Source organism: Mycobacterium sp. (assembly GCF_051006775.1).
Lineage (GTDB): Bacteria > Actinomycetota > Actinomycetes > Mycobacteriales > Mycobacteriaceae > Mycobacterium.
Window position 1 is genome coordinate 1 of sequence record NZ_JBPCSX010000032.1, and the last position, 18,125, is coordinate 18,125.

Consider the following 18,125-nt stretch of genomic DNA (forward strand, 5'->3'; position numbering starts at 1 on the left):
AGTGCCGCGGCTGGGCCCAGCCCTAGCGGTACCCAGCCCTGGCTGTACCTAGCCCCCGCTCTGCATCAGGCCGATGCAGGTGCCGACATTCTGCGGAGTGCACGGAACGCCGTTGACCCTGGGCAACTCGTTGGGGCCACCGCTGAGCTGAGGTCCGCCGGCCTGGACCGGATTGACCACCCCGGCCGGCCCCTGTCCGCCACCGGTACCGCTGACGCACACGCCGTCGAAGTGGGATGGCACCGTTCCGTACGGGCAGGCCTGGGCCGGGGCAGCAGTCGCGCACAGACCGGCGCTGATCAGCAGGGCACACGCTCCGGCGCCGAGGAAGGTCTTCATCGCACTCATCGTAGCCGCGTTCAGCACAGCCGCGTCCGTGATGCATAGTCTGCTCGCGGTATTCGAAAGCGGCGCCCCGCCGCCGACACCGGGAGTTGACATGTCGATGAAGTACGCCGGTGCGGCAGTTTCAGTGATGGTTGTGACCGCGCTGATTGCCGGGTGCTCCTCGAAGACCGCGCCCGCGCCGAATCCTTCGTCTGCCGAAGCAATCACGACAGCGCCGCTGGCCATCCCGGTCACCATCATGGGTGGCGTGGTGACGCCCGACGACGGCGAGTACGAGGCAAAGATCGCCGAGCCGATCACCATCAATGTCGACAGCGACGTCGCCGATGTGCTGCATGTGCGCTCGGTGCCCGGGTATGAGTTCGAGATCAAGCCCGGCACCGGGCAGAACTTCACCTTCACGGTCACCGTGCCCGGTCAGGTGGTCATCGAACTCGGAAGCAGTGCGAAGACGGTGGCTACTCTGACGCTGCGGTGATCGTTGCGGGGTGCGTTCTCAGCGGAACGCGCGCACCGTTATCCGCGCGCCGCGGCGCGGTTCGAGCACCACCCCGCGCACCCGTTGACGTTCATCGGGGTCAGCGGTGGTGCACAACTCGACGCGTCGCAGCACCTCCCGCAGCACGATCCGCAGCTCGGTCTGCGCGAACCCGGCCCCCAGGCAGCGACGGTTGCCGCCGCCGAACGGCAGCCACGTGGTCGGGGTCAGGGTGGCGCCGATCATCCGGTCCGGGTTGAACACCTCGGGACGGTCGTACACCGACGGGTCGGCATGCACCAGTCCGATTCCCGGTGCGACCATGACACCCGCCGGAAGGTGATACCCGTGGAGTTCGATTGGGGCAGTGAGCTTTCGGCCCACATCGAACACCACCGGGCGGATCCGCAACACCTCCTTGGCCACTGCGTCGAGATACTCGTCACCGGATGGATCGCCGGCTGCGCTGGCGTCGGCGGCCGCCACCGCTTTGGCCAGCGCCGCGGGGTGGCGGGTCAGCCGCTCCAGTGCCCAGCTCAACGCGGTCGCGGTGGTGTCGTGTCCGGCGGCCAGCAGTGTCATCAGCTGATCGCGCAACTCCCGGTCGTCCATCCGGCGCCCGTCCTCGTCGGCGGCCCGCACCAGCATGGCCAGCACGTCGGTGCGTTCGGCCACATCGGGATCGGCACGGCGGTCGGCGATCTCGGCGTAGAGCAGGGCGTCGGCGGCCTGCATGCGACGGCGCATGAACCGCCACCCCGGGCGCTGCTGCAACTCCGGGCGGGCGACCGCCAGCATCGCCCACGGGCCGAGGTTGAGCACCCTGGGCATCGCCACGCGCAGGGCGGCGAGCCGGGCCGGGTCGCTGGCGCCGATGACGGTGCGCAGGATGACCTCCAGCGTCAGCGCCGACATTCGGGGCGCGACCGGAAATTCCCGGCCGACCGGCCAGCCGGCGATGTTGGCGGCGGCGATCTCGGCCATGGCCGGGCTGAGGACGGCGACCGGATCGCGGTGGAACGGGGCCATCATCAGTCGTCGACGGTCACGGTGGACGTCGCCGTCGACCACCAGGACCGAGGTGTCCCCGAGGATCCCGCGCAGCATCGAGTTGGCCTCACCGGCGTGGAAGACCGCCGGATCCCCGGCGAACACGGTCTTGATGTCGGCGCGGTCTGCCAGGTAGACGATCGGGCCCAGGCTGGCCACCCGGAGCGTGAAGATATCTCCGTACCGGCGCCGGCAGGCCGCCACCGCGGTAGGCCAGAACCTCATGAAAACAGCGGCCTGAACCAGGCTGGGCAGGCGAGGACCCGGCGGTAACGTCATGCATCGACGATACTTGTGGGGTGCGCATACCAAGCTGGGCCCTGATGGTCGTGGCGGCCCTGACCGTCACGCTGGGTGGGTGTGCCGGCGACGCGAACGGGAGTGGTCCGAAGATGGCTGACAGCGGCCTGCCGCCGACGGCGACGGTGGTTTACCAGTTCCACGATTCCTCGGTGCCCCCGCCCTATCACCGCAGTTACACGCTCAACTTCGATCGCAACCAGGTCCGGATCGTCGTCGACAGCTACGGCGACGTGCTCGCCGACCGGACGGCGCCGATGACCGAGGCGGCCTGGGCGACGGTGTCCAACAACTTTCCGGCCATCCGCAATATCAGCGTCCGGGAGCCCGACGAGGGCTGCGTCGGCGGGACCGGCTTCGGGGTGAAGGTGACCGACGGCGGCGAGACGACGTTCTCGCTGCACGCTTCGGTGTGTGGCGGTGCGAACTCCGATGCGGCCCGACGGGTCCGCGACTGGGTCCAGCCGGTGCGCACGCTGCTGCCGTCGCTGGACGAACTGGCCCCCTAGGGGCGGGGCATCTTCTCCCACGCGTTGCTGCCGACGAATACCGCGGCGGCGATCAGCAGTGCGGCGGTGATCCAGCGGCCGTGGGTCTTCATGATCCGCTCGTAGCCGTCTTTGATCCGTTCGGTTGAGCCGGGCTTGATCACATCGATGACGGCCGGCAGCACCGCGGGGATGACGGATATCACCGCGAAGATCACGATGCCGGCGACGCGTTCGGGCCGGGCCGGGATCTGCAGTATCTGGTGGCCGGCGGCGATGGCGATGGGGAACACCTTGGGGTGCAGGCCGCACATCGCGAAACCCGCTGCCGCCGCCCGACCGACCCGTTGGCGTACCGACAGATCGGCACCGGGCCGCGCGGTTCCGGCGACCTTCGGAAAATGCTCGCGCAGCCAGGCTTTGGCCCGGCTCGGCTTGGGATCGGTGTGGGACGGATCTGGAATCGGCTTGTGCCGCATGGCATTCACCGCCCGGGTCAGACCGATCGCCAGCAAGACCGCGGCGATCACGGCCCGAACGACGAACCCCGGCCAACTGTCCGGGTGAGCATGTGCGGTCTCGTCGGTGCCCGATGCCCGGGCGATCCACAGACCGATCCCGGTGGCGAATGCGATACCGGCGATACCGCCGAGGGCGAAGGCGGTCGCCGCCAGTCGCGGCACCTTCTTATCGCCGGCGATGACCAGCCCGACCACCAGCGTCTCCGGGCTGAGGAAGATCGCCAGTGCCAGTGAGGCCAGCAGTGCGAGATGTGAACTCACGGCTTTGTCAGTGCGGCAGTGGTGTGCAGCTGTGCGGGCCTGGATCGGAGAAGTGCACCGCGGGCATGCCGTCGACGTAGGTGTAGTCGACGCCCGGGCCCCAGTTGGTGCCCGGCACGACCCATGGCGGTACGCCCACCGGGTAGGCGACAGTCAGGTCGCTGAAGAACTCGACCCCGGCCGGGCAACCGGGGGTCGTCGGCGCCTTCGGGTTCCAGGCGTGCACAACGATCGGGAAGCGCAGACGCGGGCCCTGAGCGCAGTCGGGCTTGCACTCGACCGAGTTGTCCATCCCGAAGCCCGACGCACCGTCGGGTCCCCAGGCCGTCCAGGCCATCTGTTCCATGGTCGAGTTGCCGTCGCAGGAGTATTCCACCTCAACCGGTCGCTCGACGACCGGCAGACTGGGGTCGTAGCACCGGCCGATCATGTAGGCCACCGGTCCGGGATCCGCCCCCGCCACCGGTGTGCCCGCTGTCAGCGCCAGAGCCGCGGCCGCCATCGTCAGTGTCGCTGCCCGCATCTCGGGTCTCCCTTCCGTTTGCCGAATGCTAACGAGAACGCCCCGCCTAAAACGAATGCGACCACTAATCTTTGTGTTCATGGCCAGTACCCCACCATCGAGGCGCCCCGAAACCGGCCGCCATCGCGTGGTCATCATCGGATCGGGCTTCGGCGGGCTGAACGCGGCAAAGGCCCTCAGGCGGGCCGACGTCGACATCACCCTGGTGGCCAAGACCACCAGCCACCTGTTCCAGCCGCTGCTCTACCAGCTGGCCACCGGGATCCTGTCGGCCGGCGATATCGCGCCGACCACCCGACTGATCCTGAAGAAGAACAAGAACTGCACGGTTCTGCTCGGTGACGTCGAGGACATCGACCTGACCAACCGGACCGTCACCTCCAAGCTGATGGCGATGGAGACCGTCCTGCCGTTCGACAGCCTGATCGTGGCGGCTGGCGCCCAACAGAACTACTTCGGCCGCGAGGATTTCGCGACCTACGCCCCCGGCATGAAGACCATCGATGACGCGCTGGAGTTACGCGGCCGCATCCTCGGGGCGTTTGAGGCCGCTGAGGTCACCACCAATCCCGAGGAGCGGGCCCGCCGGCTCACCTTCTGCGTCGTGGGCGGCGGCCCGACCGGTGTGGAACTGGCCGGGCAGATCGCTGAACTGGCCCGGCGCACCCTGCCCGGCGCGTTTCGCACCATCGATCCCACCGAGTGCCGGGTGCTGTTGTTCGACGGTGCCCCGTTCGTGCTGTCGCCGATGGGGGAGCACCTCGGTATGAAGGCCACCCGCCGGCTGGAGAAGATGGGGGTGGAGGTCCATCCCAACTCCACGGTGACCGATGTCGACTACCGGGGAATCACCGTCAAGGACAAGGCAACCGGCGAGGAGCGCCGAGTCAACTGCGCCTGCAAGGTGTGGTCGGCCGGCGTCCAGGCCAGTCCGCTGGGGGAGCTGATCGCCGCGCAGTGCGACGGTACCGAGGTCGACCGGGCCGGACGGGTGGTCGTCGAACCCGACCTCAGTGTCAAGGGTCACCCGAACGTCTTCGTCGTCGGCGATATGGCTTGCGTGCCGGGGGTTCCCGGCGTCGCCCAGGGCGCCATCCAGGGCGCGACGTATGCGGCCAAGACGATCAAGCAAATGCTCAAGGGCACTGACGATCCGGCGACCCGGGAGCCGTTCAAGTACTGGGACAAGGGTTCGATGGCCACCATCTCGCGTCATCATGCGGTGGCCAAGGTGGGCAAGGTCGAGTTCAGCGGCTTCATCGCCTGGCTGGCATGGCTTTTCCTGCACCTGCTGTATCTGGTGGGGTTCAAGAACCGGATCAGCACGCTGTTGAGCTGGATTCTGACCTTCACGTCCAACGGCCGCGGTCAGTTGGCCACCACCAGCCAGTGGGTGTACGGCCGGCTCGCCATCGGGATCGTCGAGAAACAGATCGAGGAGTCCATCGAGGACGACGAGGAGTTGGTCGACGAAATCGACAACTCATTGGGTGCGGTGCTGAGCCGGGAGCATCTGCGTTAGCGGTGGGTCGCCTTGTAGGCCAGCGAATAGGTCAGCTTCCCCGGGTTCGGTGAGTCAAGGGGTTCGGTGAGGGCGTCGAATGCCTTCTGCCCGAACGCGTTCAACTTTCCGAGCTGCTTGGCGGTCAACCCTTCGATGTCGGTGTCCTCGGGCAGCGCGATCATCGCCTGCGCGATATTGCCCAGTAGCGTGCGGTACGACGCCTCATCATTGAGGTCGAAGTTCTCCAGGCGCAGTCCCGGGTCGGTCTGGTTGCGCAGCCAGTAGCCCCAGTAGAACTCCTGGAACGGCGGAATGCTGTCGTCCTGGAAATAGCTGATATCGCGTAGGAAGAACATGACCCCGCGGTAGCGGTCGTTGGCGAAATTCGTCAGTCCGAGTTTGGCGGGAACCTGGTCGGGGCTGATCGTTTTGCCCTCGGCGTCCCTGAGCCAGGCCCAACCCTGAGACTGCATCTCCTTCCAGAATGCCTCAGGTGCAAGGTCTTTCAGGTTCCCGGCCAGCTTGAGTCGCAGGTGCGTGTTCGGCCCGCCACCGGATGCTTCCCAGAACGACGTGAGGGTGTGGTGGCCGTCGGTGAGATACAGCTTGCCGCCGGGTCCGACGACGGCGGTCTTCATGCCGGCCGTCGTTTCGGGAGTCTCGGAGCCGACGGGGACCTCGCAGGTGAACGACGCCTGATCGCTGACCTTGGCGTCGGGGCCGGCTGACTTCACGCCCTTCTGCCCGTTCGCGACGCACCACGCGTCGAACAGCGGACTCGGCACCCTTGCGGCGCCGAGGCTGTAGCGGCCCACGCGAGAGAACACCTCGTCATAGCCCAGCGAAGGCTGCGTCGGATGGAGATCGCTTAACGTCACGTCGATGAGATCGCCCGTGACGGCGTTGCAGTACTTCTCGTTCGGGGGCTCGCAGTCCGCCTTGTTCGCAGGGCTGGCGGGTTTGGTCGTGCCCGAGCATGCCGCGAGCATGAGGGTCAGTCCGATGGCGAAGACCACGCGAGACGTCATGACAACCATCCTGGCTCCTCGTCCACAACATGCGGTCGCCCCCACCAGACCGACGGCAGCATATCTGTCACCGCGGTGTCCGCGGGATTGTTCGTTGGGTGCGTTCGGGTTTGAGGGTCTGCCCGCGGAAGAAGGCCGGTGCCTTGAGGTTCCACAGGATCATCAGCAGCACACCGAAAAACAGGCTGGCAACTCCGATGATGAACACGATGCCGACGCCGGCCAGGGAGGCGCCGCTGGTGTCGGGTTGGGCCATGCTGTAGGCCTCGATGACTCCGACCGGGATCAGGATCAGCGCGGCGATGCCGGGCAGGATCACCTGTCCGAATGCGGTGCGCCAGGACTCGAATGCGGTGTCCCAGAAGTACAGGACGCAGGAGATCGCCACCACCGAGTAGTAGGTGATGATGGCGATGCCAACGCTGTAGACGGTGTCCTCGACGATACTCTCGGAGAACCAGGTCAGCCCGCAGTAGATGGCCAGCGTCGTCAGCCCGATGAACCAGGTCGCGAACTTCGGGGTCTGCACCACCTTGTCGACGGATGCGAACCGGTCCGGCAGCGCCTTGTAGGTGGCCATCGACAGCACCGAGCGCACCATCGACATCACCGTGGAGATGGTGGCCGAGAACGCAGACAGGCCGATGATCAGCGCGGCGGCCACCGCACCCTTCGGTCCGAGGGCTTCACGCGCCATTGCGGAGAAGACGTCGTCGATATTGGCGTCGTTGGTCAGGCTCAGCGAACTGGTCGGGTCGGTGCCGGCGAACGCCAGTGCGGCCACCCCGATCACCACGTAGGTGATCACCGTGATGACGATCGCCGTGATGCCGCTCTTACCGGACTGGCCGGGAGGTCCGGACGTCTCCTCCGACATCGACAGTGAGGCGTCGAAGCCCCAGAAGATGAACACGGCGACCAGGAAGCCGCCCAGCAGGGCAGCGAAACTGTCGATCGCGAACGGGTTGAACCACTCCCAGGAGAACGGTTCGGCGGTGGGGTTGCGGTCGCTGCGGAATACGTTGATCGCCAGGATCGCAGCGAACAGGATCAGGCCGCCGTACTGAATGACGGTCAGCAGCTACGTCGTCCGGGAGGACTCCTCAGCCCCGCGTGCCACCAGCCAGGTGGTGGCGAGGATGAACGCGGCGGCGATGCCCATCTGCACCCAGTTCGAGGCGTTCTCCAGACCGAGTGACACCGTCACCGCATTGACGGTGATACCGGCGGCGCCCACACCTGCCAGCACGCTGGACAACAGCAGCGCGTATCCGCCGATCCAGCCGACCCGGGGTTGGATCGCCTTGGAACCCCAGGTGAAGACGGTGCCGGCGTCCGGCGCGGCATCGGTGAGGTGTTTGTAGGCCAGGGCGATGAAGAACATCGGGACGACCGCGATGATGAACACCACCGGCAGCTGATAGCCCGCCTCGGCTGCCCCGTGGCCCAGCGCCCCGGTCAGCGAATAGGCCGGGGCGGTGGCAGCCAGCCCGATGGAAACCGCCCCGATCAGCGACACCGACCCCTTCTTCAGGCCTTTAGATTGCAGGCCGTGCATGGGTGGGTCGGTGGGGGATTCTGAAGTCGGGTCGACGATTTCTCCCTCCGCCATGATCGGATTGTGTCAGAAAGGGATCTCCCGCGCGGCGAACTTATCGGTGACATCTCCGACCAACGCGTAGTCGTACGGGTCGACGGCCACCGTGGGCGCGCCTTCGGCCAGATTGAGCCGGTCCAGGTCGATCCAGATCACGTTCGGGCTCGTTGTCAATTCAAAGAAGTAGCGGCGGTTGGTCAGGTCCGTCACCGTCCGGTACTCGGTGTTGTAGACACCGAAATCGTGGTACGGCGCCCCGAAGGGAACCGACACGTTGCGCATGATCGCCAGCACGTCGGCGACCGCCTCGCGTTCGGAGCCGGGCTTGGGCAGCAGCGCGGAGTAGTAGGCCGCGCGTTGGAACCGGTCGATGGGATTGACGTTGCCCGGCAACGGCATCGTGCTGCTGGGCTTGGAGAAATCCTGCTTGGCCAGCAGCGCCAACTGCTCGTCGTAGGTGGGGTCGTTGGTCATCAGGGTGTACTGGCGGCCGTGGTGGACAACACGGCGACCGTTGACGTATTCGACGATCGCGGAATCGCCGCCGACGTCCTCCATCGCCAGGTGCAGATTCGAGTCGTGCCCGTGGGCGGTGACTTTGAGGATCTCGACCTTCTCCAGCAGTGCCAGCGCCTCGGCGACGGTGCCGGCCTGGTCGAGCAGGTACTGCAACCACAGCGTCGCGCTCACCGCCGGCTTCGACTGATCGCGCGCTCCGAAGTCGGCGACCGCCAGATAGAGGCCGTGGACGGTCAGGCCCTTCTCGTTGAGGCCGTCGACGGTGCCGACGCCGTAGAGGGTGGTGACCAGGCTGGCGTACCGGCTGGTCCACGTCAGCGGGTTGGGATCCTCGATCAGGCCGGGCGGGTTGAGCCCGTTGCGCTTCCGGCCGCGGGGGAAGGCCACGATCAACGGTTCGGTGGACTCGGGCCAGTCCATGCTGCGTCCACAGAGAACGGCCAGGTCATTGGAGTTCCACAGGACACGGGTGCACATGCCCGCGATGCTAACGTCGCTTAGACTCCGGCGATGCGCATCCTTCAGATCGGCGCCGGTGGCGTCGGCTCCTCAGCCGCCCTGATCGCCGCCCGCCGCGACTTCTTCGACAGCTACCTGATCGCCGACTACGACGGCGCGCGTGCCTCCGATCTGGTGGCCCGGATCGGCGACCACCGGTTCACCGGGATCGCCCTGGACGCCTCGGATGCCGATGCGGTCACCGAGGCCTGCCGCACCCACGGCATCACCCACGTGCTCAACGTGGTCGATCCGCGGTTCGTCATGCCGATCTTCAACGGCGCGTTCGCCGCCGGCGCGAGCTACCTGGACACCGCGATGAGCCTGTCGCACCGGCATCCGGAGAAGCCGTTCGAACTGGCTCACATCAAGCTCGGTGACGACCAGTTCGCCCAGGCCGAGAAGTGGGAGGCCGCCGGCCAGCTGGCGCTGGTCGGTATCGGCGTCGAACCCGGACTGGCCGATGTGTTCGCCCGTTACGCGGCCGATCACCTGTTCTCGTCGATCGACGAACTCGGCGTGCGTGATGCCTCCAACATGGTGGTGGCGGGCTACGACTTCGCTCCGTCGTTCTCCATCTGGACGGTCATCGAGGAGTGCCTCAACCCGCCGGTGATCTGGGAGTCCGAGCGCGGCTGGTACACCACCGCGCCGTTCTCCGAGCCGGAGGTGTTCGACTTCCCGGAGGGTATCGGCCCGGTGGAGTGCGTCAACGTCGAGCACGAGGAAGTGCTGCTGATGCCGCGCTGGGTGGACGCGAAAAGGGTCACCTTCAAGTTCGGCCTGGGCGACGAGTTCATCGAGGTGCTCCAGGTGCTCAATAAGCTCGGCCTGGACAAGACCGATCCGGTGAAGGTGCGCACCAAGGCGGGGGAGGCGTCCGTCAGCCCGCGCGACGTGGTGGCCGCCTGCCTGCCCGACCCGCTTGCGCTGGGTCCGAACATCACCGGCAAAACCTGCGCCGGACTGTGGGTGACCGGCACCGGCAAGGACGGCAAGCCGCGTGACGTCTACCTCTACCACGTCGCCGACAACGCGTGGACCATGAAGGAGTACAAGGCCCAGGCGGTGGTATGGCAGACGGCGATGAATCCGGTTGTCGCCCTTGAGCTTCTGGCGACCGGTGCCTGGTCGGGCGCCGGGGTGCTGGGTCCGGAGGCCTTCGACGCGGTGCCGTTCCTGGATCTGCTGCGTGACGGCTATGGCCAGGAGTGGAAGATCCAGGAGCGCACGCCTTCTGTCTAGGTCAGTGCTGTGACCCGTCGTCAGATTGCGGCGCTGTTCGTTCTGTGTCTGGCGGTCTTCATGGTCGCCATCGACAACACGGTGATCAGCGTGGCCGTGCCGTCGATCACCGAGGAACTGCGTCCGGGCTACAACCAGATCCTCTGGATCAGTGACATCTACTCCTTCGTGCTGGCCGGTCTGCTGGTGACGATGGGAAATTTCGGCGACCGGTGGGGGCGCAAGCGTCTGCTGCTCGTCGCGGCACTTGCGTTCGGGGCGGCCTCAGCGGCCGCCGCGCTGGCACCGACCGCCGGGCTGCTGATCGCCGCCCGCGCCATTCAGGGTGTGGCCGGTGCCGGACTGATGCCGCCCACCCTGGCGCTGCTGCGCACGGTGTTCGCCGATGCCCGGCAGCGCAGCCGCGCGGTCGGTATCTGGAGTGCCAGCGGAGCCGCCGGCGCGGCCTTGGGCCCGACGCTGGCCGGGGTTCTGCTGGAGCATTTCTATTGGGGTTCAGTGCTTTTGGTGAACCTGCCGGTGGTGGCACTGATCCTGGGCCTGGGCGCCTGGGTGCTGCCCGAGGCGCGCAGCTCCTCCGATCACCCGATGGATCCCCTGTCGGTGGTGTACTCCACTGTGGGCATCCTCGGCGTGGTGTACGGCGTCACCGAACTGGCGCACTCCGGTTTCGGATTCTGGCCGGCCTACCCGGCGCTGATCATCGGTGCGGTGCTACTGGTGGTATTCCTGCGTCGTCAGCGTCTGATGCCGGTTCCACTGCTCGATATCGCGCTGTTCCGCGAAGCGAAGTTCAGTGCGGCTATCTTCGCCCAACTGCTCACGGTGTTCGCCAATGTCGGAGCGCTGTTCTTCATCCCGATCTATCTGCGTCAGGCCGGCGGCTTCTCCTCGCTGCAGGCCGGTATGGCACTGCTGCCGGACGCGATCGTCGGCATGCTCGCCGCACCTTTGGTCGGACGGCTGATCCGCACCTGGGGGCATCGCCGGGTGCTGCTGACAGGCCTCGGCGTCGGATCCCTCGGCCTGGCATCGCTGGGGTTGGCGATCGGGGTGTCCTACCTCGCGATCATCGTGCCGCTGATGCTGGTGGGCTTCTCGTTCGCGTTGGTGAACACCGGCGCCAACGACCTGGTGCTGGGCAGTGCCAGCGAGGACCGGGTCGGTGCGGCCACCGGAATCGCCGAAACCTCCTTCGAACTCGGCAATGCCCTGGGCATCGCGCTCGTCGGCAGCCTGCTCTCGGTGATCTATCTGATCGTCACCGGTGAACCGGGGAATCTGTCGGCCGCTGTCGATGCCCGTGGCTTCACCATCGCGATGACCGGAACCGCGTTGGTGTGCGCGGCTCTGATGGCGGCCACGACGATCGCGGTGGCGCGGGCGCTGCGGACACCGGCCATCCCCGGCTAGCCTGCTTCATGCCCTCGTTTACGGTGCCCTACACCGATGACCAGCTTGAGGTGGATCCCGATCGGCGGGAGGTGAGGTTGTTTCGCAACGCCTGGAATCGCGAATCAAGCGGGTACCCCGATGAGACGTACACATTCGAGGCTGTGCTGGCCGACGCGGCACTGATGGGGCGGCTGACCACGATGCTTGCCGGTAACGACGCCGCCGAACTGGAGCGGCTCGTCCGGTCGTGACGGTGGATCTGAGCACCATCGCTCCGGTACTGCGGGAATTCACCGCGCGCTGGAACCTGGTCTCCGATGGTGAGGTGATCAGCGGGACCTGCTCGCTGGTCTTGCCGGTGCGTACCGCGGACGGCTTGTCCGCGATGCTCAAGATCGGCTTTCCCGATGAGGAGTCCGAGCATGAGCATCTCGCCCTGCGGCGCTGGGCCGGAGATGGGGCGGTGCGACTGCTCGCCGCCGACCCGCACCTGCGTGCACTGCTGCTGGAGCGTCTGCAGCAGGACGACTTGACCGCGGTGGCCGAGGAGCGTGCCTGCGAGGTGGTGGCCGGCCTCTATGACCGCCTGCACGTTCCCGCGTTACCCGCCCTGCGGCCGCTGTCGTCGTTCATCGATCGTTGGACCGTCGGGCTTACCGAACTGCCACGCAGTGCGCCGATTCCGCGCCGGCTCGTCGAGCAGGCGATCACGCTGGGGCGCGAACTCATCGTGGATCGGGTAGCGGAACGGGTGTTGCACACCGACCTGCACTACGCCAATGTGCTTGCCGCCCAAAATCAGCCGTGGGCGGTGATCGACCCCAAACCCGTCAACGGCGACCCGCACTACGAGATCGCGCCGATGCTGTGGAACCGCTGGGACGAGATCGCCGGCGATGTCCGGGACGGGGTGCGGCGCAGGTTCTGGACGCTGATCGACGCGGCCGGTTTCGACGAGGAACGCGCCCGCGCCTGGGTGATCGTCCGGATGGTGCACAACGCCATGTGGGCTGTCCAGGGCGAGGGGGATCCGTCCTGGCTGACGAAGTGCGTCACGGTGGCCAAGGCGATGCAGGACTGATCAGCCGTTGTCGCCGCCGAACCACTTCTGTTTGAGGCGGTCGAACTCACCATCCTCCTGGACGGCCAGCAGGGCGTCGTCGAACTCGCGGCGCAGGGTGCTGCCGATCGGAAAGGCGACACCGTAGTCCTCGTCCTTGAACACGGATCCGGCGAGCTCGGCGATCCCAGCGCCCCGATGGGCGACGTAGTACTGCAGCACCGGGGCGTCGTAGATCACCGCCTCGAAGGCGTGCTTCTCGAACCCGTCCAGACACACCTCGATCGTGTCCGCGGATGTGAACGGCACTCCGAGTTTGGACAGTGCCGTCGCCGAGGTGGTACCGGGCACCGTGCACACCGTCTTACCGATCAGGTCCGAGGGCGACCTGATCGCTGAATCAAGCCGCGCCACCGTCAGATTCGTGGTCAGGATGGCGGTGTAATAGGCGACGAAGATGATGGAGACGAAGGTCCACAGGATGGTGACAGCGCGGATGGGCCAGCGCTGCGGCGCGTCGAACGGTGCGGCTGACAGCATGCCCAGCCCCCAACCGAAGGCCGCGAAGATACCGGGGAAATATTTCGTCGACACCATCGAATCGGGATTGCCGCGCTCCATCAGCCAGATGATGTGCGCGGGAATGACGGTCAGCACCAACGCCGCCCAGAGCCAGACCGCCATCGTGTGGGAGAACAGGAGTTTGACGAAGTCGACCAGGCCGGGATGGGCATGCTCGGTGTTGGCGACCGGAGCGAGGATCTGTAACCCGGCGTTGAGGATCGGCTGGGAGAAGTCGAACTTGTGGGCGCGGTCAGCCGTAATCGAGATCGCGCTGGCGCCCATTTCGGCGCGGCCGTCGGCGACGGCCTGCAGCAGACCCTGCACGCCGGGCTCGGTGACGTAGGTGTAGGTCCAGCCGGTGTGCTTGGCGATCTCATCGAGCAGGTCGATGGTGAAGCCGGACCGCAGATCGCCATCGCGTATCACGAACGGCGTCAGTTCCCGGGTCGCGACGGTGATCTGCCGGGTCTCCGCGGTGGCCCGCGGCACCAGGGCGGGCAGGACGCCGATTACCGTGACCAGCAGAGCCACGGTTATCCCAGCGCCGAGTCGGGGCGCAATGAGTCGACGGGGCAGCATCATTGGGTCTTACCGAACCACTTCTGCTTGAGCAGGTCGTAGGTGCCGTCCTCCTGCATCGACAGCAGCGCCCCGTCGGCCTCCTCCTTGAGCTTGCTTGCGATGGGGAACACGATCCCGTAGTCCTCGTCCTTGAAGATCGGGCCGGCCAGCGCCGCAATTCCGGCGCCGTCATGGTTGACGTAATACTCGAGCACCGGGGCGTCATAGACCACCGCGTCGAATGTGTTGTCCTTCAGACCGGCGTAGCAGTCGCTGATCGCCGGCAGGCCGGTATAGGCCACCCCGAGCCGGTCCAGCGCGGGCGGTGAGGTGGTGTTGGCCGCTGTGCACACCTTCTTGCCGATCAGGTCCGCCGGTGAACCGATTTGGGACTGGATCTGGGCCACGGTGAGATTACTGGTGAGGATCGCCGTGTAGTACGCGACGAAGATGATGGACACGAAGGTCCACAGCACCGTGATCATTCGGATGGGCCATCGCCGGGGTGGGTCGAACGGCGCGGCGGCCAGCATCCCGAGCCCCCAGCCGAAGGCTTGGAGGATTCCCGGGAAGTACTTGATGGACACCATCGAACCCGGGTCGCCACGTTCCATCAGCCAGATGATGTGCGCCGGAAGGACCGTCAGCGCCAGAGCGGCCAGCAACCACACCAGCATGGTTCCGGAGAACAACAACTTGACGAAGTCGACCAGTCCCGGCTGGACCCGCTGCGTTGTGTCTGCCGGGACGATGATCTGCAGGCCCGCGGAGATGATCGGCTGGGTGAAATTGAACCGCTTCTCCCGTTCGGCAGTGATCGAGATATTGCACGCGCCCAGGTCCGCGCGGTTGTCGGCGACGGCCTCCAGGATGCCTTTCACATTGCCGGTATCGAGGTAGTTGTAGGTCCAGCCGGTCCGTTTGGCGATCTCGTCGAGCAGGTCGATGGTGAAGCCGTACTTGACGTTTCCCTCGGTGATGACGAAGGGTTCGACGTCGTAGGTGGCGACGGTGACGGTGCGCGGGGCGGCGTGGGCGTGTGGGCACAGACCACCAACGGCGCCAATCCCGAACACCAGGAGCGTCACCGCGAGAACGGCCCGCACACGCGCGAGCAACGGGTTGTCAGGACTCAGAGCCGAACCACTTCTCTTTGATCATGTCGAAGTCGCCGTCTTCGCGCATCTTCAGCAGCGCGTCGTCGGCCTGCTTACGTAAGTCGCTGCCGATGCGGAAGGCGATACCGTAGTCGGTTTCCTTGAAGACGGTGCCGACCAATATCGCCTCCTTTGCGCCGTCGTGGGCAACGAAGTGTGCGAGCACCGGCGCGTCGAAGACCACCGCGTCGAACGTGTTGTTCTTGATGCCGGCGTAGCAATCCTTGATGGCCGGCGCTGCGGTGAACGTGATGCCCTCATCGGTGAGGAAGCCTGCGGAGGTGGTCTTGTCGACGGTGCACACCTTCTTGCCCACCAGATCCGAGAGGGAGGAGATCTGGGAGTTGAACTTTTCCACGGTGAGGTTGGCGGTCAGTGTCGCGGTGTAGTACGCGACGAAGACGATGCTGACGAAGGCCAGCAGGATGCCCAACACCCGATTGAACCAGTGTCGCGGCATTTCATCGGGCTGAGCGGCCAGCATGCCCAATCCGTATCCGAAGGCCTGGACGATACCGGGGAAATACTTCGGGGACATCGGTGAGTCCGCGTGGTGGCGCACTGTGAACCAGACGATGTGCGCTGGGATCACGGCCAGTACCAGCGCGGCCGCCAGCCAGATGAGGACGGCCTTCGAGAACAGGAGGGTGAGGAAGTCGGTCAGTCCGGGGGAGGTGCGCACGGTGCTGCTCGCGGGGACCATGATCTGTAGTCCGGCGTTGAGGACCGGCTGGGAGAAATCGAAGTTCTTACTGCGTTCGGCCGTGATGGATATCGCCCCGGCGGCGGCGTCGGCCTTAGCGTCCGCCACTGCTTTCAGTTGGTCGGCGACGTTCCCGGCGTCGACGAAGTTAAGCGTCCACCCCTCGTGCTTCGCGATCTCCTCGAGGATTTCGACGGTGAAGCCGTTCTTGATGTTGTCGTCGGTCATGACGAATGGCTCGATATCGTGGGTCGCCACGGTGACCACTCGCTGATCGGCTGCGGCGCGCGGGCTCAGGCCCGGCATACCGCCGATGATCCCCAGCAGCAGGACGACGATGCCCACTGCGCGCAGCCGAGCAGCCATCGTCCCGCCTTTCACGTCCGGCGGGCCTGCCGAACTGCAGAAAGAATAGACCGGACCGCGGTTGCCCGTGGTCCGGTCTGAGGTGTTGTAGGGGTGTCGAGATCAGACTGGGTAGCAGGGTGCGGCGCCGGGGGTGTAGTAGGGCAGGCCGTTCGGCGAGATGCACGGTGCCTCGCCGGGGAAGGCGGGAAATTCACTGATCGGATACGGCTCAGCGAAACCCCAGCGATCGACGCCCGCTACGCCGGCCACTGCTGCGCCGACCACTGCCGCGCCGGCGATGTCGCCGATGGGGTCGACGCAGCCGCCGACCCGGACGTAACGCCCGGCCTCGCCGCAGATTTCGGCCTGGGCGGCCGGAATCGCGATCAGGGGAAGGGCCGACATTGCAAGTGCACCCACCAGGGTTGCCACAATTTTCTTGCTCATAAACCAATTATCGCCTTCCAGAGGCGTCGCGTTAGCAGCGACGCGTCCGCTGAGCGCGAAACGGCCCCCGGAAGTGCTCCCGGGGGCCGTTTCGCCTGCTGGGACTACTACTTGGCGATGGTCTCGGTGAAGTTGCCCTTACCGTCGTTGAGCCAGGTGATGGTGCCGTGCTGGAACTCGCTGATCCAGCCGCCACCGGCCACCTTGTAGCCGCCGCCGGTCTCGGTCTCGTCGGCGGTCGGCCAGCCCAGGGCGCCGGCCGGGCCGCCCTGGGAGCCCGTGTAGTTCTTCAGGATCTCGCCCTGGACCATGTAGGAACCGGCCGGCGAGGTGAAGATGGTGCCATTGGCGAACGCCTGGACGACGCCGTCGCCGACCTTCTGCGGCATGGCCGTCGGTGCACCGAGGGTCGCGGCGCCACCGAGACGCGTGTACGCCGCTGCTGTCGGTCCGTCCATCGAAACATCCCCAACGCCAGGCACATTCATGGTTGTGGGCGCGCCGTTGAGCACTGACGACACAACGCTGGAGGCGACGCTGACGCCGCTGCTGGCAGCGCTTCCCGCCACGCTTGCCGCACTGCTGGCCGCACTTCCGGCGGCGCTTCCGGCGCTGCTGGCGGCACTTCCCGCGGCGCTGGCCGCGGATGAGCCGATGCTTGAGGCGCTCGAGGCGGCCTCCTTGGCGGCGTCCTTGGTGGCCGCGCAGCTCACTGCGAAGGATGCCGCGATCGCGATGCCGCCGGCAGCTGCCGCGGTGCGAACCAGGGTGGTTTTCATTCTTGGGGGTCTCCATTCGGTTTTTCTGGGCGCAAGCGCGCGTCGACGCGAACCTAGCAAACCGACGATACCCTCGGCTAAGTTGCGGTAGTGCGGGTATTACGTAATTGCGGAATGAGAGAAAACAAAGCGCCTGATGTGACTGGTGGGGCTAGAGTGACGCGCGGGAATATCCGGTATGCCGCGCGGGAGGCGTAATTGGGGTTACGCTCTCGGTTCGGGCGGCAACGACGCCGCCCGGCGAGGAGCGACGATGTCTGCCGTGGCGCCCATCCTGCCGCCGAGTAAGACGATGATCGTGCACGGGCACGATGGAACGCGGTTGCACACCGAGGTCTTCGGCCGTAACGCCGCCCCGCCGATCGTCCTGGCACATGGCATCACCTGCTCGCTGCAGGTATGGCACGAGCAGATCAACGACCTCTCCCGCGACTTCCGGGTGATCGCCTACGACCACCGCGGGCACGGTCGCAGCGGAGTGCCGCAGCAAGCGGCCTACAGCCTGGATCACCTCGCCGCCGATCTGGATTCAGTGCTGGCTGCCACACTCAGGCGGGGCGAACGGGCGGTGATCGCCGGGCATTCCATGGGTGGCATCGCGATCAGCTCCTGGGCGCAGCGTTTCCGCCACCGTGTACCCGAGCGCGCCGTTGCCGTCGCGCTGATCAACACCACCACCGGCGATCTGCTGGACAAGATCAAGCTGCTGCGGGTGCCCGGCATGCTCAAGCCGGCCCGAATAGCGGCCGCG

19 protein-coding genes and 1 pseudogene are annotated in these 18,125 nt (G+C 66.1%); 8 read left to right on the forward strand and 12 right to left on the reverse strand.

Features of this window, described 5'->3' with window-relative positions; genetic code table 11:
* Nucleotides 1-48: 48 nt before the first annotated feature.
* Nucleotides 49-339 (reverse strand): hypothetical protein, encoded by a 291-nt coding sequence (locus tag ACR2JI_RS02140; RefSeq protein WP_526387535.1) that lies wholly within the window; start codon nt 337-339, stop codon nt 49-51.
* 40 nt (nt 340-379) lie between these two features.
* On the opposite strand from ACR2JI_RS02140, the gene ACR2JI_RS02145 reads away from it, so the two are divergent.
* Nucleotides 380-826: a hypothetical protein gene (locus ACR2JI_RS02145; RefSeq protein ID WP_526387536.1), complete on the forward strand. Its 447-nt coding sequence runs from the start codon at nt 380-382 to the stop codon at nt 824-826.
* An 18-nt stretch (nt 827-844) separates the two neighbouring features.
* Here the strand turns inward: ACR2JI_RS02145 and ACR2JI_RS02150 are convergent, their stop codons facing one another.
* Entirely contained in the window at nt 845-2,155 is a 1,311-nt protein-coding gene (locus ACR2JI_RS02150) for a cytochrome P450 (RefSeq protein WP_526387538.1), read from the reverse strand.
* Nucleotides 2,156-2,175: 20 nt separating this feature from the next.
* Here ACR2JI_RS02150 and ACR2JI_RS02155 point away from each other — a divergent pair, with 20 nt between their 5' ends.
* Nucleotides 2,176-2,685, forward strand: coding sequence for a hypothetical protein (locus ACR2JI_RS02155; RefSeq protein ID WP_526387540.1), 510 nt, complete (start codon nt 2,176-2,178; stop codon nt 2,683-2,685).
* Here the strand turns inward: ACR2JI_RS02155 and ACR2JI_RS02160 are convergent.
* Together ACR2JI_RS02160 and ACR2JI_RS02165 are read right to left on the reverse strand one after the other, a co-directional pair.
* Nucleotides 2,682-3,446: a GAP family protein gene (locus ACR2JI_RS02160; RefSeq protein ID WP_526387542.1), complete on the reverse strand. Its 765-nt coding sequence runs from the start codon at nt 3,444-3,446 to the stop codon at nt 2,682-2,684. The two genes, ACR2JI_RS02155 and ACR2JI_RS02160, sit on opposite strands and share 4 nt — an antisense overlap.
* A 7-nt stretch (nt 3,447-3,453) precedes the next feature.
* Nucleotides 3,454-3,969 carry a hypothetical protein gene (locus ACR2JI_RS02165; RefSeq protein ID WP_526387544.1) on the reverse strand — a complete coding sequence of 172 codons (516 nt, stop codon included), beginning with the start codon at nt 3,967-3,969 and terminating at the stop codon, nt 3,454-3,456.
* A 79-nt stretch (nt 3,970-4,048) separates the two neighbouring features.
* On the opposite strand from ACR2JI_RS02165, the gene ACR2JI_RS02170 reads away from it, so the two are divergent.
* Nucleotides 4,049-5,491: an NAD(P)/FAD-dependent oxidoreductase gene (locus ACR2JI_RS02170; protein ID WP_526387546.1), complete on the forward strand. Its 1,443-nt coding sequence runs from the start codon at nt 4,049-4,051 to the stop codon at nt 5,489-5,491.
* On the opposite strand, the gene ACR2JI_RS02175 is transcribed toward ACR2JI_RS02170, so the two are convergent.
* From ACR2JI_RS02175 to bsh, 3 genes and pseudogenes are all read right to left on the reverse strand, one after another.
* Nucleotides 5,488-6,501, reverse strand: coding sequence for a ParB/Srx family N-terminal domain-containing protein (locus tag ACR2JI_RS02175; RefSeq protein ID WP_526387548.1), 1,014 nt, complete (start codon nt 6,499-6,501; stop codon nt 5,488-5,490). The two genes, ACR2JI_RS02170 and ACR2JI_RS02175, sit on opposite strands and share 4 nt — an antisense overlap.
* Before the next feature lie 67 nt (nt 6,502-6,568).
* Nucleotides 6,569-8,113 (reverse strand): annotated as a pseudogene (locus tag ACR2JI_RS02180) (amino acid permease).
* Nucleotides 8,114-8,125: 12 nt separating this feature from the next.
* Nucleotides 8,126-9,094, reverse strand: a complete 969-nt coding sequence (bsh, locus tag ACR2JI_RS02185; RefSeq protein WP_526387550.1) for a bile salt hydrolase — start codon at nt 9,092-9,094, stop codon at nt 8,126-8,128.
* Nucleotides 9,095-9,127: 33 nt separating this feature from the next.
* On the opposite strand from bsh, the gene ACR2JI_RS02190 reads away from it, so the two are divergent.
* Genes ACR2JI_RS02190 through ACR2JI_RS02205 form a run of 4 tightly spaced genes read left to right on the forward strand, consistent with a single transcriptional unit; the run spans nt 9,128 to nt 12,836 of the window.
* The gene (locus ACR2JI_RS02190; RefSeq protein WP_526387552.1) at nt 9,128-10,360 is read left to right on the forward strand and encodes a saccharopine dehydrogenase family protein; all 1,233 of its coding nucleotides are present in this window, start codon (nt 9,128-9,130) and stop codon (nt 10,358-10,360) included.
* Between the two features lie 9 nt (nt 10,361-10,369).
* Nucleotides 10,370-11,773 (forward strand): MFS transporter, encoded by a 1,404-nt coding sequence (locus ACR2JI_RS02195; RefSeq protein WP_526387554.1) that lies wholly within the window; start codon nt 10,370-10,372, stop codon nt 11,771-11,773.
* An 8-nt stretch (nt 11,774-11,781) separates the two neighbouring features.
* Nucleotides 11,782-12,006 carry a hypothetical protein gene (locus ACR2JI_RS02200; protein ID WP_526387555.1) on the forward strand — a complete coding sequence of 75 codons (225 nt, stop codon included), beginning with the start codon at nt 11,782-11,784 and terminating at the stop codon, nt 12,004-12,006.
* Complete coding sequence (locus ACR2JI_RS02205; RefSeq protein ID WP_526387557.1) at nt 12,003-12,836, forward strand: aminoglycoside phosphotransferase family protein; 834 nt, start codon at nt 12,003-12,005, stop codon at nt 12,834-12,836. Before ACR2JI_RS02200 ends, ACR2JI_RS02205 begins: the two co-directional genes overlap by 4 nt.
* Here the strand turns inward: ACR2JI_RS02205 and ACR2JI_RS02210 are convergent, their stop codons facing one another.
* From ACR2JI_RS02210 to ACR2JI_RS02230, 5 genes are all read right to left on the reverse strand, one after another.
* The gene (locus ACR2JI_RS02210; RefSeq protein ID WP_526387559.1) at nt 12,837-13,910 is read right to left on the reverse strand and encodes a transporter substrate-binding domain-containing protein; all 1,074 of its coding nucleotides are present in this window, start codon (nt 13,908-13,910) and stop codon (nt 12,837-12,839) included. It abuts the gene before it with no gap.
* A 47-nt stretch (nt 13,911-13,957) separates the two neighbouring features.
* The gene (locus ACR2JI_RS02215; protein ID WP_526387562.1) at nt 13,958-15,028 is read right to left on the reverse strand and encodes a transporter substrate-binding domain-containing protein; all 1,071 of its coding nucleotides are present in this window, start codon (nt 15,026-15,028) and stop codon (nt 13,958-13,960) included.
* A gap of 37 nt (nt 15,029-15,065) precedes the next feature.
* The gene (locus ACR2JI_RS02220) at nt 15,066-16,166 is read right to left on the reverse strand and encodes a transporter substrate-binding domain-containing protein (protein ID WP_526387564.1); all 1,101 of its coding nucleotides are present in this window, start codon (nt 16,164-16,166) and stop codon (nt 15,066-15,068) included.
* 102 nt (nt 16,167-16,268) lie between these two features.
* Nucleotides 16,269-16,595, reverse strand: coding sequence for a hypothetical protein (locus ACR2JI_RS02225; RefSeq protein WP_526387566.1), 327 nt, complete (start codon nt 16,593-16,595; stop codon nt 16,269-16,271).
* 107 nt (nt 16,596-16,702) lie between these two features.
* A complete protein-coding gene (locus ACR2JI_RS02230) occupies nt 16,703-17,374 on the reverse strand; it encodes an LGFP repeat-containing protein (RefSeq protein ID WP_526387568.1) in 672 nt (223 codons plus the stop codon).
* 253 nt (nt 17,375-17,627) lie between these two features.
* Here ACR2JI_RS02230 and ACR2JI_RS02235 point away from each other — a divergent pair.
* A partial coding sequence (locus ACR2JI_RS02235; RefSeq protein ID WP_526387570.1) for an alpha/beta fold hydrolase occupies nt 17,628-18,125 on the forward strand: 498 nt, incomplete at its 3' end.

Bases quoted from the DNA above. Each gene is read 5' to 3' on its own strand.
- ACR2JI_RS02140 (WP_526387535.1), bottom strand. From the start codon at position 339: ATGAAGACCTTCCTCGGCGCCGGAGCGTGTGCCCTGCTGATCAGCGCC.
- ACR2JI_RS02145 (WP_526387536.1), top strand. From the start codon at position 380: ATGCATAGTCTGCTCGCGGTATTCGAAAGCGGCGCCCCGCCGCCGACA.
- ACR2JI_RS02150 (WP_526387538.1), bottom strand. From the start codon at position 2,155: ATGACGTTACCGCCGGGTCCTCGCCTGCCCAGCCTGGTTCAGGCCGCT.
- ACR2JI_RS02165 (WP_526387544.1), bottom strand. From the start codon at position 3,969: ATGCGGGCAGCGACACTGACGATGGCGGCCGCGGCTCTGGCGCTGACA.
- ACR2JI_RS02170 (WP_526387546.1), top strand. From the start codon at position 4,049: ATGGCCAGTACCCCACCATCGAGGCGCCCCGAAACCGGCCGCCATCGC.
- ACR2JI_RS02175 (WP_526387548.1), bottom strand. From the start codon at position 6,501: ATGACGTCTCGCGTGGTCTTCGCCATCGGACTGACCCTCATGCTCGCG.
- bsh (WP_526387550.1), bottom strand. From the start codon at position 9,094: ATGTGCACCCGTGTCCTGTGGAACTCCAATGACCTGGCCGTTCTCTGT.
- ACR2JI_RS02190 (WP_526387552.1), top strand. From the start codon at position 9,128: ATGCGCATCCTTCAGATCGGCGCCGGTGGCGTCGGCTCCTCAGCCGCC.
- ACR2JI_RS02200 (WP_526387555.1), top strand. From the start codon at position 11,782: ATGCCCTCGTTTACGGTGCCCTACACCGATGACCAGCTTGAGGTGGAT.
- ACR2JI_RS02220 (WP_526387564.1), bottom strand. From the start codon at position 16,166: ATGGCTGCTCGGCTGCGCGCAGTGGGCATCGTCGTCCTGCTGCTGGGG.
- ACR2JI_RS02225 (WP_526387566.1), bottom strand. From the start codon at position 16,595: ATGAGCAAGAAAATTGTGGCAACCCTGGTGGGTGCACTTGCAATGTCG.
- ACR2JI_RS02230 (WP_526387568.1), bottom strand. From the start codon at position 17,374: ATGAAAACCACCCTGGTTCGCACCGCGGCAGCTGCCGGCGGCATCGCG.